General features: G+C 70.3%; 15 protein-coding genes. 6 read left to right on the plus strand and 9 right to left on the minus strand.

Annotated elements, in window-relative coordinates:
• Positions 1-3: 3 nt before the first annotated feature.
• Entirely contained in the window at positions 4-1,185 is a 1,182-nt protein-coding gene (locus V7004_RS00230; RefSeq protein WP_334141020.1) for a carboxylate--amine ligase, read from the plus strand.
• On the opposite strand, the gene V7004_RS00235 is transcribed toward V7004_RS00230, so the two are convergent.
• Both V7004_RS00235 and V7004_RS00240 read right to left on the minus strand, forming a co-directional pair.
• Positions 1,134-1,829 (minus strand): alpha-ketoglutarate-dependent dioxygenase AlkB, encoded by a 696-nt coding sequence (locus V7004_RS00235; protein ID WP_334141021.1) that lies wholly within the window; start codon positions 1,827-1,829, stop codon positions 1,134-1,136. The genes V7004_RS00230 and V7004_RS00235 overlap by 52 nt on opposite strands.
• Before the next feature lie 13 nt (positions 1,830-1,842).
• On the minus strand, positions 1,843-4,152 hold the full coding sequence (locus V7004_RS00240; protein ID WP_334141023.1) for a serine hydrolase: 2,310 nt from the start codon (positions 4,150-4,152) through the stop codon (positions 1,843-1,845).
• Positions 4,153-4,280: 128 nt separating this feature from the next.
• Between V7004_RS00240 and V7004_RS00245 the strand changes: the two genes are divergently transcribed.
• Positions 4,281-5,825, plus strand: coding sequence for a carotenoid oxygenase family protein (locus V7004_RS00245; protein WP_334141024.1), 1,545 nt, complete (start codon positions 4,281-4,283; stop codon positions 5,823-5,825).
• Between the two features lie 25 nt (positions 5,826-5,850).
• Here the strand turns inward: V7004_RS00245 and V7004_RS00250 are convergent, their stop codons facing one another.
• Entirely contained in the window at positions 5,851-6,360 is a 510-nt protein-coding gene (locus tag V7004_RS00250; RefSeq protein WP_334141026.1) for a DUF1269 domain-containing protein, read from the minus strand.
• Positions 6,361-6,548: 188 nt separating this feature from the next.
• Between V7004_RS00250 and V7004_RS00255 the strand changes: the two genes are divergently transcribed.
• From V7004_RS00255 to V7004_RS00265, 3 genes are all read left to right on the plus strand, one after another.
• A complete protein-coding gene (locus V7004_RS00255) occupies positions 6,549-7,196 on the plus strand; it encodes a hypothetical protein (RefSeq protein WP_334141027.1) in 648 nt (215 codons plus the stop codon).
• 54 nt (positions 7,197-7,250) lie between these two features.
• Positions 7,251-9,443, plus strand: a complete 2,193-nt coding sequence (locus tag V7004_RS00260) for an amylo-alpha-1,6-glucosidase (protein ID WP_334141028.1) — start codon at positions 7,251-7,253, stop codon at positions 9,441-9,443.
• A 111-nt stretch (positions 9,444-9,554) separates the two neighbouring features.
• Positions 9,555-10,625, plus strand: coding sequence for a glycosyltransferase family 4 protein (locus V7004_RS00265; protein ID WP_334141029.1), 1,071 nt, complete (start codon positions 9,555-9,557; stop codon positions 10,623-10,625).
• Between the two features lie 22 nt (positions 10,626-10,647).
• On the opposite strand, the gene V7004_RS00270 is transcribed toward V7004_RS00265, so the two are convergent.
• The 4 genes from V7004_RS00270 to V7004_RS00285 all read right to left on the minus strand — a co-directional run bounded on the left by V7004_RS00270 (position 10,648) and on the right by V7004_RS00285 (position 14,013).
• Positions 10,648-11,556, minus strand: a complete 909-nt coding sequence (locus V7004_RS00270) for a crotonase/enoyl-CoA hydratase family protein (RefSeq protein WP_334141031.1) — start codon at positions 11,554-11,556, stop codon at positions 10,648-10,650.
• 14 nt (positions 11,557-11,570) lie between these two features.
• A complete protein-coding gene (locus tag V7004_RS00275) occupies positions 11,571-11,813 on the minus strand; it encodes a hypothetical protein (RefSeq protein WP_334141032.1) in 243 nt (80 codons plus the stop codon).
• 105 nt (positions 11,814-11,918) lie between these two features.
• Complete coding sequence (locus tag V7004_RS00280; RefSeq protein WP_334141034.1) at positions 11,919-13,478, minus strand: 4-coumarate--CoA ligase family protein; 1,560 nt, start codon at positions 13,476-13,478, stop codon at positions 11,919-11,921.
• 121 nt (positions 13,479-13,599) lie between these two features.
• On the minus strand, positions 13,600-14,013 hold the full coding sequence (locus V7004_RS00285; protein ID WP_334141036.1) for an SHOCT domain-containing protein: 414 nt from the start codon (positions 14,011-14,013) through the stop codon (positions 13,600-13,602).
• Positions 14,014-14,293: 280 nt separating this feature from the next.
• Between V7004_RS00285 and V7004_RS00290 the strand changes: the two genes are divergently transcribed.
• Positions 14,294-15,145: an SDR family NAD(P)-dependent oxidoreductase gene (locus tag V7004_RS00290; protein WP_334141038.1), complete on the plus strand. Its 852-nt coding sequence runs from the start codon at positions 14,294-14,296 to the stop codon at positions 15,143-15,145.
• A 13-nt stretch (positions 15,146-15,158) separates the two neighbouring features.
• Here V7004_RS00290 and V7004_RS00295 read toward each other — a convergent pair whose 3' ends face one another.
• Together V7004_RS00295 and V7004_RS00300 are read right to left on the minus strand one after the other, a co-directional pair.
• The gene (locus V7004_RS00295) at positions 15,159-15,623 is read right to left on the minus strand and encodes a PaaI family thioesterase (protein ID WP_334141040.1); all 465 of its coding nucleotides are present in this window, start codon (positions 15,621-15,623) and stop codon (positions 15,159-15,161) included.
• Positions 15,624-15,789: 166 nt separating this feature from the next.
• Positions 15,790-16,731 (minus strand): alpha/beta hydrolase, encoded by a 942-nt coding sequence (locus V7004_RS00300; protein ID WP_334141042.1) that lies wholly within the window; start codon positions 16,729-16,731, stop codon positions 15,790-15,792.
• Positions 16,732-16,806 lie beyond the last annotated feature (75 nt).

Genomic DNA, 16,806 nt, shown 5'->3' on the forward strand with positions numbered 1-16,806 from the left:
GTGGTGCTGGGGGCCGGCGTCAACCTCATCGAGGTCGTGCGGTCGCTCTCCCTGGCGGGGATCGACGCCGCCATCGTCGCGCCGCCGAGGGATCCCACGAGCCGCTCCCGGCACGCTTCGAGCATCACGACCTGGGACTGGCCGGCGCGGCGATCGGTGATGGAGGAGACTGCTCTCGTCGAGGCCCTCCTGGCCTTCGCTGCGCGGCAGCCCACCCCCCCACCGTTGCTCGCCACCAGCGACGAGGCGTTGCTCTTCTGCTCCCGCCACCGCGACCCGCTGGCCGGCGGCTTCGAGCTCAACCTCCCTCCGGTCGAACTGGTCGAGGCACTCGTCGACAAGGCCAGGTTCACCACCGTCGCCGAGCGGTTCGACCTTCCCGTACCGAGGACCATGGTCATCGAGCCGTCCGCCGGTCCGCCGCCGGATGTGTCGTGCCTCCGCTTCCCGCTGGTCGTGAAGCCTCACTGGCGCAGTCCGAGCTGGCACGAGGCGATCGATGCCAAAGCGTGTGTGATCGAGGACGACGCCGCGCTGCGGACACTGTGGCCGCGGATCACGGGGACCTGCACGGCGTTCGTGATCCAGGAGCACATCCCAGGGCCCGAGAGCCGGGTGGAGAGCTACCACGTCTACCGGGACCGGCAGGGCGCGACCCTGGCGGAGATGACCGGACGCAAGATCCGGACGTTGCCGCTCGTCAACGGGCACACCACCTCGCTGGTGGTGACCGCCCGCCAGGACGTCTGGTGCTGTGGTCGGGCCATCGTGGAACGACTCGACCTGCGGGGGGTGGCGAAGCTCGACTTCAAGCGAGCCCCGGACGGCCGGCTCGTCCTGCTCGAGGTGAACGCCCGCTGCAGCCTCTGGCACCATCCTGCAGCCCGTGCCGGGGTCAACTTCCCGGCCGTCATGCACGCCGATCTCACCGGTGCACCCGGTCCGCCCGCGACCGCCCGCCCGGGGCTGCGATGGGTGCATCCGCTCGACGCGGTCGCGGCACGCCGGTCCGGCCAACCCCTGCACACCTGGGCCCGATGGGCCCGCACGTGTGACGCGTGGGCCTTCTGGGATCGGGACGACCCGCTCCCCCTGATCCACGCACTCGCCGCGACGACCGGGGCCCGGCTACGTCAGGTCGCCGGGCGCCGGCCCTCCCGCGAGAAGACCCGCGGCGCGCGGTAGGAGGGCCCCCGCTCGCGCGCACCGCGCCGGGAGGTCCAGCGCCACTGCACCGACACCCGCCCGGCCACCAGACCGGCTACCCGGGGCACCGAGTGCTCCCAAGCCGCTTGGCACCGCCCGCCCATCACGATCAGGTCCCCGGCACCCGGTGCGAGGTCGTGGGTCGCCCCACCACCCGGTGCGTGCTGCTCCGATCGCTCGGCGCGAGGCCGCAACAGGAACGGCCGCCGGGCCCCCAGGGTCAGGACCGCGATGATCGTCTCGTCGAGCCAGCGCATCTCGCGATCGCGATGGAACGCGACCCCGTCACGGCCGTTCCGGTACCAGGCGAGTGCGCAGCCGTCGAACCGGACCCGATAGCGGTGCTGGAGCCAGTCCCGCGCCTCATCCAGCACCGCATGAGGCGGTGCTCCGGCCGGGTACCAGGCACCGAGCCGGGGTTCGTCCTGGTAGCGCTCGTAGCGGAAGACCCTGCCCTGGGACCACGGGACCTGCGCGGTGAGCATCTCGAAGAGCGCGCTCGCCCCCTGCAGCCAGCCTCGAGCCAGGTCCACCCAACTCTGCTCGTCGAGCTCGATGCGCTGCACCTCGACCTGCGGAGCGAGGCGAGGCGGGCACCCGGCGGGAACGGCCGCAGCGAACATGGGATCCGCCATCTCAGAGCGGGGCGTGCTCGCCGTCGAGCTCTTGCGAATGCTGCCAGAGGCGGGCGTCGATCCGCTCCACCAGTTCCATCACCTGCGCGAAGCGGTCGTCCTCCCAGAAGCTGCCGGTCACGTCGACGGTGACCACCACGTCGGAGGTCGGCAGGTAGAGAGCCAGCGTGTGCCCACCGGCGTACCCCATGCCGAACCAGTGGGCTTCACCGTCAGGGTCCGTACGGCACGGGCAGAACCCGTTCACCCCTGCGCCCATGGCGGAGTCGCGGTCGATGTTGGTCATCGCCCGGTAGGACGCATCACTGATGCCGACGTGGTCCCGGAGCAGCGCGAGCACCCCCCGGCCGAGATCGCCGAGATCCGTGACCATCCCGGCAGCACCGGTGCGGGGCAACCCGGCCTGGGGCGGCAGGATCGCGGCCGACCCGAGGCCCAAGGGCCGAAGCAGCTGCTCGTCCACCAGCACGTCGAACGGCTGGCCGGTGACCTGCTCCAGGAGCACGCCGAGGACGATGTAGTTCGTGCTCGAGTAGCGGCTCTCGGAGCCCGGTTCGAACTGCAGGGGCGACGCCGCGGCGATGGCGAGCGCGTCGAGCGGGGAGGTCAGCGACTCGGGATCGGCGACGTACTGCTCCGACTCCCAGTAGTTCAGCAGCCCGGATCGATGGGTCAGCAGCTCCCGAACCGTGATCGGGCGTGGCAGCGCCGGATAGGCGCCGAGCCCGGGCAACGGCTCGTCGAGCTCCAGCAGGCCTGCTTCCACCGCGCGGAACACGAGGTTCGCGGTGAACAGCTTGGTGACCGACATCACGTCGATGCGATCAGCCGCGTCACGAGCACGGCCCTCTTCGTCGACCCCGATGGCCGTGACCCGTACAGGCCCATCCGGAAACGCCAACCCCACGGCCACACCGGGAACGCCGTGCTCGAGGGCCCAGGCAGCGACCAGCTGTTGCACGTCATTCTCGTCGAGCGCCTGGCCGAGGGCCACGGGGGCACGAGCACTGCCGCTCTCGCCCGCCACCATCTCGTAGCGGGCGTCGACCGGGTCGAACGTCGGCTTGGGAGGCGCCTGGGAAGGCACCCCGGGACGGAACGACCGCTCCTCGGAGGTCGGGTCTCCAGTCCGGGGCACCACCACCCAGACCGTGAGAACGGTGACCAGCAGCGCCGACGCCACAGCCACCGGAGCGCGTCGGCGCCGGGCAGGGGCGATCGGCAGCGGCCACAGCTTGGGAGGTCGTTTCGCGCCGAGGTCTTCGATCCACCCGAACAGCACGCATGCCACCACCACGCCGCCGGCGATCAGCACGACGTAGCTCAACCCCCACCCCAGGCCCGGCGACCGGCCCTGGTGGTCGAGGATCCACAGTGCCACGACGATCGCCGATGTGTGCCAGAGGTAGACGGTGAGGGACCGCTGCCCGAGGAACCGCACCACCGGGCGGGCCAGGTGGTGGTCCGCCAGCCGGCGCAGAGCGGGGACGGAAGCGAGGGCCAGGGCGAGCCAGACCATGCCGACGAGCAGGTGCATCGGGTGCGAGTTGTTGACCACGCCGGAGGGGACGGGCTGGGTCAGCCACCAGGCGACGGCGCCGATCGTGGCCACCGACGCGACCAGCGCCCAGTGGCGTGGGCGGACCCGGTCGAACGCACCGTCCGCGACCCGGACGCCGAAGAGGAAGAAGGTGCCGTAGAGCGCGAGGTCGCCGAGCTGCCAGACGAGACGATCGGCGAACGCGGGCCGGAGCCAGCCGGCCCGATCGGCGAGGTCGAGCGCCACGACCAAGAGCCCGGACACGGCGAAGGTCCGCACCGGCCAGCGACGCACCGCCCTGATGGCGAGCGGCGCGAGCAGGAAGATCCACAGGAGGGTCCGCAGGTACCACAGCGGGGTCGCCAACCAGCCGCCTTCCCACGGCGTGCCTGCGGGGTCCGAGATCGGGACGAGCCACAGCAGCACGTGTCGCCAGTCGAGCCCTGTGCCGCTGCGGCTGGCACCCAGCCACATCGCCGTCCACGCGACCGCCGCGAACACCCACAGCGACGGCGCGATCCGGCGGAGCCGGTCCGCGATCGTGGTTCGGGCACCGTGCCGGTCCGCCGACCGCGCGAAGAGCGAGCCGGTGACGAAGAACATGGCCGGCATCGCCGCGATCACGTAGGTGATCACCGCCGCACCGAAGGCGTGCCACACGATCACCCGCAGCGTCGCCACCGCCCGGATGAGGTCGAGGAACCCGTCCCGCCCCGGCGGGGTCAGCCGGGGTCCCTCTCGGTGGGCGGTGTCGGCCGCGTCGGGTGGCATGGCCTCGTAGACGATAACGGTCGCTGACGCCGGTCCGTGATCGCTCCGGTGGGCGCAGTGGGCCCGGCAGATCGGTGGCCGGTGAGCGTGTAGCGTGGCGGCTTTACAACGTTCAGCGAGGTCAGCCCGTGACGCCAGCACGTGTCCCCCCGGCCCATCCCCTCGTCGCCCACGTCCAGTGGGACCGCCGCCAGTTCATCGAGCGGGTCGCCGCGGCCGCCCTCGCCCTCGGTGGCGCACCGTCGCTGCTGGCCGCCTGCTCCTCTTCGCCGCGATCGGCCGACCCGGCCATCTCGCCGAGTACGTCCCCACCCCCGACCCTGCCCTACGACCCGGCACTCCCCTACTGGATGCAAGGCGGGTTCGCTCCCGTCCACGATCAGGTGGAGGCGTTCGATCTCGAGGTCTCTGGAGCCTTGCCCCCCGAGCTCGACGGCCTGTACGTCCGCAACGGCTCCAACCCGGCGAGCGGGCCGTCGCCACACTGGTTCCTCGGCGACGGGATGGTGCACGGTGTCCGACTGGCGGCAGGCAGGGCGCAGTGGTACCGGAACCGCTACGTCGACACCCCGCTGCTGCGGGAAGGCACCGGCCTCCTCGGGAGCTCGGCTCCGGGCGGGGCGCGCAACCAGAGCAACGTGAGCGTCTTCCACCACGCCGGCCGGCTCCTCAGCTCGGGAGAGGTCGGGCTCCCCTACGAGCTCTCGACGACCGACCTGTCGACCATCGGTCCCCACGATTACGCCGGCCGGCTCACGACCTCCATGACCGCGCATCCCAAGATCGATCCCGTCACCGGCCGGATGCACTTCTTCGGGTACGGGTTCGTGCCGCCCTACCTCACGTATCACGTGGCCTCGGCCGACGGTGAGCTCGTCTACACGGGCGACATCGAGGTGGCCGGCCCCACCATGATCCACGACTTCGCCATCACCGAGCGCGACGCGGTGTTCTGGGAACTGCCCGTGGTCTTCGACCTCGATCTGGCGATGAAGCTGGTCAGCGGAGAGAGCACCGCATTCCCGTTCCGCTGGGATGAGAGCTACGGCGCCCGCCTCGGCATCATGCCGCTCGAGGGACCGACCTCCGCCATCCGCTGGGTCGAGATCGAGCCCTGCTACATCTTCCACGGGGTCAACGCGCACCGCAGGGGCGACGAGGTGGTGATCGACGCGTGCCGCCTGCCGCACATCTTCCGCGAGGGTGGTGACACGGGATCGTCTCGACCCCACCGGTGGGTGGTGGACACCGCGGGCCCGCAGCTCACCGTGTCGGACGAGCCCTTGAGCGACGTCCCGATGGATCTCCCGGCCGTCGATCGGCGCTTCACCGGTCGCCCCACCCGCCACGGCTGGTACCTGATGACCGAGGCCGACGGGGACTTCCCGATCGAGTTCGCCGGCCTCGCTCATCGTGACGAGACGACTGGGGAGCTGGACCGCTACGCACCCGGACACAGCTACCGCCTGAACGAAGGGTTCGTCGTCGCCAGCGGCGATGGCGAGGGTGAGGGCTGGCTACTCAGCTACGCATGGGACCGCGAGCGGGGTGCCACCGACCTCGTCGTGCTGGACGCACTCGATCTGGCGAGCGGGCCCGTCGCCCGGGTGCACCTCCCGGTGCGAGTGCCGTACGGATTCCACGGGGTGTGGGTGCCGGCAGCGTCTGTTTGAGCCAGCGCGCCGTCGTGAGCGCAGGTCACTCAGGTGGGGACTGCGAGCCCAGCGCTTCGGTCAGGTTGGCGACGGTCTGCTCGGGGATCTCGTGGCGGATGACCTTCGTCGGCTTGTAGGGCTCGAACGCCCGGGCCATCTGGTCGGCGTCGCCGGTGGCGCCGATCAGCAACAGCGCGGAGGTTCCCGGCGTCAGCGACGACTTGACCTCGTCCACGAGGTTCTGGTCGACGCCGGCCTTCTTCATCGCGTCGCCGGCCAGCGCACCGATGCCCATGCCCCCGAGCCAGCCCCCGAAGAACCACGCAGGCGGGAACCACCAGAACAGCAGCATCCCGATCAAGCCACCCCAGAGCGCGCCGCCGGCAGCTGACCCGTGCGGGGTGTGCAGCGACACCCGGCCGGAGTGGTGCTTCTCCACGACGGCCACGTCGTCGATCCACGCGTAGCGCAGGTCTTCGAGCGCCCGCACGGCGTTGAGCGCCGCCTGCGCACCGTAGGGGCTGTCGAACGTCAGGGTGATGAGATCCGCCATGCTTCCTCCGATCGGCCGGCCCGCGGGTCGAGCCGCAGCTCATGGACCCTACCGCCTCCGGACCGGTGGTCGCCGGGCGCGAGGATGACCACACGGCACCCTCCCTGCTTGTCGGCTCTCGAGACCGGCGGCGAACATGGAGCCGGCCGGCCAGGCGCGACCGATCGACCGATCACGTTCCAGATGCGATGACCCAGACCTCCGACGGCAGCTCCAACCGGTTGATGGCGAGGTGCCGAGCGTGCGCGGCCTCGTTCACTCTCGAGTCCCTGGCGGTCGAGCGCACCGGTTGCTGCCCCAGCTGTGGCCGGGAGCTGAGCCCCGGCTGGACCACCCTCCTCGTCGAAGAGGCCGAGAACATCGAAACCCTGCGAGCCGCGTTCATCCGCGCCCTGCGGCGACTCGCGGGGCTCCCGGGCTTGTTGGAGGTCGTGCCCGACGCGGTCATCCGGGACATCGAGGAGGTCCCCTGGCAGCGAAACATCACCACCGAACCGGCCCGCCTCTCTGAGCAGGTCCGCCGGGTGCGGGTGTCGTGGGAGCGAGATCGGGCGGAAGGCGTCGACAGTGCGGAGTCGGAGATCCCCACCCAGCTCCAGGAGCTCGCGCACGACTTCCTCGAGCTCGGACGGGTGATGGATCTCCACCAGGAGGCGACCGGGCTGGCCGGTTCACCGGCAGGACAGGTCGCCCGCGAACTGGCCGAACGGCTCTCTCACGACGCGGCGTCCATCAGCCGCCATCTGGGCACCCCCGACGTCACCGCCCGGCTCGACCAGGCGGATGCCGCGACCGATGCTGCCGAGCAGCAGGCCCGGCGCGGAAGCAGCGACTGAACCGCTCGCCGGCTCGGCCATTCCCGACCACCTTCTTCTTGGCAGAATCACTCCATGCCCACAACCGAACCACACCCGGCCGCGCTGCAGCCCGGGCCCGGTGGGTCAACGTCGCCGTCTCCGTGGGCCCCTGCCGGCCCCGTCGCCTCGCTCGTCACCGACACCGGACTCGTCACCCTCGTCGAGGGCTCCAGCTTCTGTGTGTCGGGCCGCAGCGGTGACATGCTCGCTGACCTGCCCCATGGCCTGTTCGTCCTGGACACGCGGTGCCTGTCACGCTGGGAGCTCACCGTCGATGGCCACCCCCTCGAGCCGCTGACGGTCGCCTCCGACGCACCGTTCGAAGCCACCTTCGTCAGCCGGGTCCACCCCGGTCGCCACCAAGCCGACAGCGAGCTGCTGGTCTTCCGCCGGCGGCACGTGGGACACGGCATGCGCGAACGGCTGACCATCCACAACTTCGGCACGAGCCCTGCTCGGATCGACCTCGCGATCGAGCTCGACATCGACTTCGCGGACGTCTTCGAGGTGAAGGAGTCACGGGTGTGCCGCCGTGAGTCCTATTCGATCACGTGCACGCCCACCGAATGGCGATCGGTGCACGAAGCCGAGGAGCTCACCAAGACCGTCACCTTGCACCTCTCTCGAGCTGCTGTCACCGAACCCAGCCGGCTCTCCTGGACGCTCGACGTACCGGCCCGTGGCCAATCGGAGCTCTGCCTGGAACTGGACCTGGCCGTGGGTGACCACCTGATCGAACCCCGGTTCCGGTGCGGGCAGCCCGACGAGCACGCCGAGCCCACCCGCCGGCACACGGCCTGGCGTGCCGGGACACCCGTTCTCAAGACCGACCACCCCGCGCTGGCTCGAGCGGTCACCAGGGCGATGGAAGATCTCGGGGCGTTACGCATCTTCGACCCTGAGCACCCCGAGCTCCCCGTGACCGCGGCCGGCGCACCGTGGTTCATGACCCTCTTCGGGCGTGATTCCCTGATCACCGGGTGGATGGCGCTGCTTTTCGAACCGTCCCTCGCCCTCGGCGTCCTCCAGACGCTGGCCCGCCTCCAAGGGACACGGGTCGACGACGCCACCGAGGAAGAGCCAGGGCGCATCCTCCACGAGGTCCGCTTCGAGAAGGCCGCATCGCTCGCCCTGGGAGGTGGCGCCGCCTACTACGGCACCGCGGACGCCACGGCGCTGTTCGTCATGCTCGCCGGTGAACTGCGCCGCTGGGGAGTGGCCACCGACGTCATCGACGGTCTCGTTCCCCACCTCGATCACGCTCTGGCATGGATCGAGGACTGGGGCGACCGCGATGGTGACGGCTATGTCGAATACCAGCGACGGAACCCCTCGGGCCTGGTGAACCAGGGGTGGAAGGACTCCTGGGACGGGGTGAACCACGCCGACGGGCGGATCGCCGCTCCACCCATCGCGTTGTGCGAGGTGCAGGGCTATGTGTACGCCGCCTACCGGGCGCGGGCCCACCTGGCGGCCGAGGTCGGAGACCTCGCGACCGCCGAGCGCTACGACAGCAAGGCAGCAACGCTCAAAGAGGCGTTCAATCGGGATTTCTGGCTGGACGATCGTGGCTGGTTCGCGATCGGCCTCGACGCCACCAAGGAGCCCATCGACGCGCTGTCGTCCAACATCGGCCACTGTCTCTGGACGGGGATCGTCGACGAGGACAAGGCAACACAGGTCGCGGACCACCTCCTGTCACCCGAGATGTTCACGGGGTGGGGCATCCGGACCCTCGCCAGCTCGATGGCCCGGTACAACCCGATCAGCTACCACAACGGATCGGTCTGGCCGCACGACACCGCGATCTGCGCCGCCGGTCTCATGCGTTACGGCTTCGTCGACCACGCCACCACCGTCATCGAGGGCCTGCTCGAGGTCGCCCACGTCCTGGGCGGTCGCCTGCCCGAGCTGTTCGCAGGCCTCGACCGCCGCGAGCTCTCCGTTCCCGCGGCCTATCCCACGTCGTGCTCGCCACAGGCGTGGGCCGCCGCATCTCCGCTGCTCCTCCTGCGGACCATGCTCCGGCTCGACCCGTCGGCCCACCGCCAGCAGGTCCACCTCGCGCCGGTCATGCCCCAGGGCATGACCCGCCTCGAACTGCACGGCATCCGCATAGGGGACCGGACGCTGGACATCCGCTGGGAGCGAGGCGACGTGACCGTCGACGGGCTCGGCGGACTGGAGCTCCTGGCGACACCGCGCCCGCCGGTACACGACTCCTGAACCCCCGGCCCCGCCTCTCGCCCGCAACGCGAGCCGGGCGCACCGCGGGTGAGGGACGATCAGCGCGCTCGACCGCGCATCGCGGGCATTCCTGTGCGCAGACTGTCGCTGATGCGCATCGCCCTCATCGCTCCGCCGTGGCTCCCCGTCCCCCCACCGGCGTACGGCGGCACCGAGACTGTGCTGGATCAGCTGGCCCGAGGCCTGTCCGAGGCCGGCCACGAGGTGGTGCTGCACACCACGGGCGACAGCACCTGCCCGGTGCACACCGCCTGGGTGTACGAGCAGTCGCAGGCCCCCCGGATGGCCGACGCGGCTGTCGAGCTCCGGCACCTGCTCCATGCCTACCACCGGATCGACGCGGAGGGTGTCGACGTGGTCCACGATCACACGCTGGTGGGCCCTGTCCGCGCCGCCGCCGAGGGGCGCCCGAACGTGCTCACGACGGCGCACGGCCCGTTCGACCAGGAACTGGCTGCCATCTACTCGGAGATCGCGACCCGCGTCTCCATCATCGCCATCTCGAGGGACCAGGCTCGATCGGCTGGCGGCACCCCGATCGCGCGGGTCATCCACCACGGAGTCGATCCGGGTGCCTACCCGGTCGGGCAGGGCGACGGCGGGTACGTGGCCTTCCTCGGCCGGATGGCACCGGCGAAGGGGGTCGACCTCGCGATCCGAGCAGCACGAGAAGCGGGCATACCGCTGTTGATCGCAGCCAAGATGCGCGAGCCGGCAGAGGTCGAGTACTTCGAGACCTGCGTGCGCCCACTGCTCGGTGGGGAAGTCGAGTACCTCGGCGAGGTCGAGCGGGCGGAGAAGCTGGAGCTGCTCCGCCGGGCACGTGCCCTCCTCAACCCCCTCCGCTGGCGGGAGCCGTTCGGCATGGTCATGGTCGAGGCCCTCGCCTGTGGCACCCCCGTCATCGCCTTCGCCCGGGGGTCCGTGCCCGAGATCATCGATGACGGTCGCACGGGCTGGCTGTGCGCCGACGAGCCGGCGCTGGTGCGAGCTCTCGGGCGCGTCGACCGGCTCGACCGAGCGGCATGCCGCCGTGCCGTCGAGACCCGGTTCTCGACCCGGCGGATGGTCCAGGAGCACCTGGAGCTGTACCAGGCGGTGGTGTGCCGAGCCGGCGAGCGGGGGCACCGCAGAGCGAACGGGTTCCAGCGAGCGCGCTGAACCGCGGCTTCACCGAGTGAGTTCAGCGGCGACGCGATCCGTAGTCCCCGAAGGGGTCGTCACGCTCACGCACCGCCTCCCGGAAGCCGACCGCCATTGAACGCTCGACGAAGTCGAGACCTTCCTGAGTGTGACGGGCGATGCCGTCGAACAGGGTGCCGAGTAGCCGGCTCGAGGCCATCCCCATGTTCTCGGCGGTCTGGTTGCACAGCAGCTTCAGCATCACGAGCTGGCTGGTCGGCACCAGAGCGATCCGCGCCGCCAGAGCCTCGGCGTGCTCCTGCAACGCCTCATCCGGAACCGCTTCGAGGATCATGCCCATGACCGCTGCTTCGGTCGCGGGAATCTCGTCGCCGGTCAGCAGATAGCGCTTCGCCCGCTCGAGGCCCAAGCGATACACCCACATGGCGGTCGTCGGCGTCCCCCACACCCGCGACGGTGGGTACCCGAAACGGGCGCCCTCCCCGGCGATGATCAGGTCCGCGCACAGCACGAGATCGGTGCCGCCGCCGATGCACCATCCCTGTACCGCGGCGATGGTGGGCTTGGTCGCGTACCAGAGCTTGAGGTAGGCGTCGACGAAGCTCTTCATGAACCGATAGTCGGCGACCGAGTCCCACACCCGGTCACCGTCGCTCGCCCGCCACGGTGCCGGGCGCTGCCCGGCGGGCGTCGCCCGCTCGGCCGGTCGATTCTCCCGCGACGCCTGCGCTTCGGTGGCCCAATCGAGGCCGTAGCCCGCGCAGAACGCGGGCCCCTCGGCTCGCAGGAGGATGACTCGTACCTGCGGGTCGGCATCAGCGGCGTCGATGGCATGGGAGAGCTCGTCTCTCAGCGCGGGTGTGATCGTGTTGTACTCGTCCGGGCGCGCCAGCCAGATGGACCGCACGCCAGCGGAGGTCTCGGTCCGCAACGTCGTGTACCGGTCCACCGCTGCTGACCCGCCTAGTCCTGCTCGTCCTCGCCAGCCCGGGGCCAGTCGTCCTCGTCGCCGAGCCCAGCCGGCATCGACTGCTCGATGACATCGGCCTCGGGAGCCTCGTCCGGCACGGTCAGCGATGGCACTGTCGCCAGCAGCTCCTCCTCGGGACGCTCACCTGCCGGTGGGAGTTGCTGTTCCACCGCATCGACCTCAGGGGCTTCGAGGTCCTCGGGTGGACGCGGTCGCTCGTCGGGGGTGGTGTCCATCCACATGAACCTACCGAGCGATCCGAGCTCCCACCGCACGGGCCGCCAGGTTTCCGGTGCGGCGGCCTCCGCCTGATCAGACGACCGGACCGCACAGCCGACGCGTCAGCTCGCTCCTGCCGCCCGTTCCCGGAGCACCCGCCGGAGGATCTTGCCCGATGCAGACTTGGGAATCTCCTCGACCAGCGTGAGCCGGCGGATCTGCTTGTAATGGGCGACCCGGTCAGCCACGTACTGCGTGATCTCCTCGGGCGTCGCCTCCTGTGCCGGCTTCAGCACCACGTAGCCGACAGGGATCTCGCCGGCTTCGTCGTCGGGAACGCCGATCACCGCGGCATCGGCCACCGCCGGATGGGTCAGCAACAGCGCCTCCAGCTCGGCCGGAGGAACCTGGAAGCCCTTGTACTTGATGAGCTCCTTCAGGCGATCGACCACGTACAGGTGACCGTCACGGTCGATGTGGCCGATGTCGCCGGTGTGCAGCCAGCCATCGGCGTCGATGGTCTCGGCGGTGGCGCGCTCGTTGTTCAGGTATCCCTTCATCACCTGCGGACCCCGGATCCAGACCTCGCCGTCCGCATCGATCCCGAGCGGCTCGCCGCTGGCCGGATCGACGATCTGCACCTCGGTGTTGGGCACGGTCAACCCCACCGAGCCGGGCTTGCCCATCCCCTCCGGGGTGAGATGGGTGACCGGCGACAGCTCGGTCATGCCGTAGCCCTGCACCACTTCACACCCCAGCCTTGCGCCGGCCTCGGCCGCCAGCTCTGCGGAAAGCGGCGCTGCACCCGAGAACACCTGCTTCACGTTCGACAGGTCGAAGTCATCGACGATGGGGTGCTTGGCCAGCGCGACCACGATCGGCGGGGCCACGAACGACCGGGTGATCTTGTGGTCCTGGTGGGCCGCCAGAAACTGCTCGAGGTCGAACCGGGGCAGGGTGACGATGGTGGCGCCCGCCCGCAGCCCGGTGTTCATCAGGACCTGCATGCCGTAGATGTGGAAGAAGGGCAGCACGGCCATCACGACGTCGTCGGCATCCATGCCGGTGGGCCCGAGCACCTGCGCGATGTTGGCGACCAGGTTGCGGTGGGTGAGCATGACCCCCTTGGAGAGCCCGGTCGTCCCCGACGAGTACGGAAGCACCACCACGTCATCCGGATCGACCTTGACCTGCTCGGCCAGCGGTGGGCCGGCAAGCTCGAGCACCGAGGGCGTGTCGTCCGTGCGCTCGCCAAGCAGGACGATCTGCTCGACCGTGGTACCCGTGGCCGCCTCCCGAGCGGTGGCGAGGAATGGCGCGACGGTCACGAGTACGGAGGCCCGCGAATCGGCGAGCTGGTGGTGCACCTCCCGGGCGGTGTACGTCGGGTTCACAGTGGTGACGCTGCCGCCAGCCATGGCCGCGCCGTGGAAGACCGTCGCGTACTCGGGAACGTTGGGAGCCATGATGGCCAGCACGTCACCCGGGCCGAACCCCCGACCGGCGAGCCCGCCAGCGAGAGCCCGGACCTGCTCGTCGAGCTGGCGGTAGGTGAGCACCCGCCCGCTCGGTCCGTCGATGAGCGCTGGCTTGGCATCCAACTCCCTGGCGCGCTCGAGCACGAACGGGGTCAGCGGGGTCTCGGGGATGTCGATGTCCGGGAACGGGCTGCGGTGGATCACGTGGTCTCCCCCCGACGCTCACTCACCCGAGCAGCGAGCCGATGGCCCGCCACACGGGACGATCATCCGCCAGACAGTAGGGCAACCGTCGAGGTGAAGGGGGCGAGGGTTGGTCAGGGTGTCACGACCGAGCGAGCGCCTTGTGCTTGAGCTCCTCGTACTCCTGTGGCGAGATGGCCCCGCTGTCGAGCAGCTCCTTCGCAGTCTTGATCTCCGCTGCTGTGCCATTGCCCGCTCCAGCGGTCTCCCGCACGTAGGCGCGGAACTGCTGCTCGGCTCGCTGCTGGGCGTCGGCCGAACGCTCGGCCATACCCCGGCCGCGGGTCACGAGGTACACGAAGACCGTGACGAACGGGACGAGGACGAGGAAGATGCACCACAGCGCCTTGGACCATCCGCTGAGCTCATCACTACGGAACAGATCCCCGATGATCCCGAAGATGATCCAGAGAAAGATGACGAAGAAGAAGACCACGACGATCGACCAGAGCACGTCGCCGAGGCTGATGTCCGCGAGCACCATCGGCCCTGCCACCTCCTGAGCATGCCCGCGCGGGTCGCGGGCCCGTGCTCAGGAGACCACGCTTCACCGCCGGTGGCCGGGTCGCGTGCCGAAGTTGTGTGCCCTCAAGCCGCCACCCCGCACATGCAGTGGTGCTCATGGCGCGGGTGGTGACCAACCGGGGAGATCCGTGCGGGTCGCTGCGTCAGTCGTCGTCGACCGCCGCGTAGGAAGCCGAGCTGCTGGACGGACGTCGTCACTTGTCTCGGGGGAACTGGTCCGCTCGACGCGGACCTGCGAGGATGCCCGGCTCATGCGACGACTGCATGACCGGGTCGCGGTGGTGACCGGTGCCGGCAGCGGCATCGGCCAGGCGACGAGCGTGCTGCTGGCCCGCCAGGGCCTCGACCTCGCGCTGGTCGACCTCCGCCCTGAGGGGCTGGAGGAGACGGCCGCGCTGGTTCGCGCCGCGGGCCGCACCGCCACGAGCCACCTCGCCGATGTCGCCGACGCAGACCGGATGGCCGAGCTACCTGCCGAGGTGCTCGATGCGCACGGCGCCTGCCACGTGCTCGTGAACAACGCCGGCGTCACGGCTGCCGGACGGTTCGAAGCTGAGTCCCTCGAAGACCTGCGCTGGATCGTCGGCATCAACGTCTGGGGTGTCGTGCACGGCTGCCGGGCCTTTCTGCCGGTACTGCGACGGATGGACGAGGCACACATCGTGAACCTCTCGAGCATGGTCGGGCTCCTCGGGCTTCCCCAGAACGCGTCCTACTCCCTCACCAAGGGCGCGGTCCGCTCCTTCAGCGAAGCCCTACGAGCCGAACTGATCTCCACGTCGATCGGGGTCACGGTGGTGCTCCCGGGAGCGATCCGCACGAACATCATGTTCGGGGCCCGCGGCGCGGAGGCCGATCGCCTGGCACGGATGGGAGCCTCGCGGCTCGCCCCGCTCGCCCTCCGCCCCCCGGAAGCCGTCGCCCGCCGGATCGTGCGGGCCATCGAGAAGAACCAGGCCCGGGTGGTGGTGGGTCCCGACGCACGGGCCGTGGACCTGGTGTCGCGGGTCCTGCCGGGCCGCTCGGGTCTCGTGGGCCGGCTCCTCGACCGGCTGGCGCCTGCGAACGGGCCCACCGGAGCCGAGCCGACCGCGCGGCACTGAGGGGACGGCGGGATTACCGCTCCGGCCCCCCGGCGACGAGCACCGGGTTCTCAACCAGCGGCGTGCGCAGCGCAACGATCATCATCGAGAAGTCGGCCACGGCGACGAGGTGACCCTGCTCGTCGACCACCTCGCAGCCGACCACGATCAGCTGGCTGCCTCTCCGGATGACCTCGGCTCTGGCCAGCACGGTCTCGGTGCGGGCCCGACCGAGGTAGCGGATGTGCATGTCCACGGTGACGAGCGACTCCCGGGACGGATCGAAACCGCTGCTCCCCACGGCGGCCAGCGCACAGGCGAGGTCCACCATGGTGGCGATTGCGCCACCGTGCAGGCTGCCGGTGGAGCCGAGCGCCTCGGCCTTCACGGGCATCCGGACCTGCGCCCGCCCCTCCCCCGCGGCAGGGGGCTCGTAGTCGAGCGCCAGCATCCGGTGCAGGGGGATCTGGTCGATGGCACCAGGTTGGGACTCGGCCACGGGGCACCCTCCTTCGAGACGTGCCGACAGGGCTAGCACCGGTCGAGCGCGGCATGCAAGACATATTGGGAAAGTGTCCTGATACCCGATCACGGGGTGAGGGCGGGACCTGCGGGAAGCACCAGGTGTTCGATCCCGCGGGAAGCCGGTACGCCAGCCTGTGGCGTCAGCCCTCGAATGCCGAGCGCAGGGCGGCGATGGCCTGATCCTGGTAGGCCCGGGCCGACGGGAGCAGGCGGGTGAAGGCGAACGACGGGTGGATGTGCCCGTCGAGGCGCACGTGCGTCGCCGGCACACCGGCCGCGGCGAGCGCCGAGGCGTAGGCCTCGCCGTCCCCTCGCAGCTTGTCGTATTCAGCGGTCATGATCCACGCCGGCGGCAGGCCCCGATGGTCGTCGGCCAGCAGCGGGGAGCACCAGGGCTCGCGCGCCTGGGCCGGGTCGGCGAGGTAGTGCGCGAGGTAGTCGTCGATGGCAGCTCGGTCGAGCAGGTAGCCGTCGGGCACCTCCCGGAATCCCGATTGCGAGCAGGTCGCGTCGGTGGTCGGCACGTCGAGCCACTGGTGCACGAGGCGGGGACCGTTGCGATCGCGGCTCATCAGGCAGGCCACCGCCGCCAGGTTCGCTCCGGCGGACTCGCCACCGATCGCCACCCGAGCAGGGTCGACGTCGAGCCGGCCGGCATGCTCCACGAGCCACTCGAGCGCGGCGTAGCAGTCCTCGGGCGGGGTCGGGTACTGGTTCTCGGGGGCCAGGCGGTAGTCGACCGAGGCCACGACGCATCGGGCACCCGCGGACACCGCCCGGCAGCGCTGCTCCCGCTCGTCGAGGGTCCCCATGCAGAAGCCACCGCCGTGGAGGAACACGTAGAGCGCGAACGGTCCGGCCCCGTGCGGGCGGTACAGCCGGACCCTGATCCGCCCACCGGCCACGGGCACCGCGACGTGCCCGATCGCGGCGGGTCTCGGCTCCGGCGCGATCAGCAGGCCCGCGCCCCGGTGCGACAGGCGCGCCGCCTGCTCCCGGCGGGCCGCCATCGGCACCGACAGATCGTCGGGGCGGAGCTTGGCGATCCGGATCAGTAGCGACAGTCGGGGATCGATCGGCATCGACCGGGCACCGTAACGCAGCTCACCATCACCTCAGCAGGGCGAGACGCCTTCGAAGAGTGTCTTGTGTCCGCT

The sequence above is a fragment of the Rhabdothermincola sp. genome, assembly GCF_036846205.1.
Lineage (GTDB): Bacteria > Actinomycetota > Acidimicrobiia > Acidimicrobiales > Acidimicrobilacustridaceae > Rhabdothermincola.

Bases quoted from the DNA above. Each gene is read 5' to 3' on its own strand.
- V7004_RS00260 (WP_334141028.1), top strand. From the start codon at position 7,251: ATGCCCACAACCGAACCACACCCGGCCGCGCTGCAGCCCGGGCCCGGT.
- V7004_RS00235 (WP_334141021.1), bottom strand. From the start codon at position 1,829: ATGTTCGCTGCGGCCGTTCCCGCCGGGTGCCCGCCTCGCCTCGCTCCG.
- V7004_RS00265 (WP_334141029.1), top strand. From the start codon at position 9,555: ATGCGCATCGCCCTCATCGCTCCGCCGTGGCTCCCCGTCCCCCCACCG.
- V7004_RS00290 (WP_334141038.1), top strand. From the start codon at position 14,294: ATGCGACGACTGCATGACCGGGTCGCGGTGGTGACCGGTGCCGGCAGC.
- V7004_RS00240 (WP_334141023.1), bottom strand. From the start codon at position 4,152: ATGCCACCCGACGCGGCCGACACCGCCCACCGAGAGGGACCCCGGCTG.
- V7004_RS00250 (WP_334141026.1), bottom strand. From the start codon at position 6,360: ATGGCGGATCTCATCACCCTGACGTTCGACAGCCCCTACGGTGCGCAG.
- V7004_RS00255 (WP_334141027.1), top strand. From the start codon at position 6,549: ATGACCCAGACCTCCGACGGCAGCTCCAACCGGTTGATGGCGAGGTGC.
- V7004_RS00275 (WP_334141032.1), bottom strand. From the start codon at position 11,813: ATGGACACCACCCCCGACGAGCGACCGCGTCCACCCGAGGACCTCGAA.
- V7004_RS00300 (WP_334141042.1), bottom strand. From the start codon at position 16,731: ATGCCGATCGATCCCCGACTGTCGCTACTGATCCGGATCGCCAAGCTC.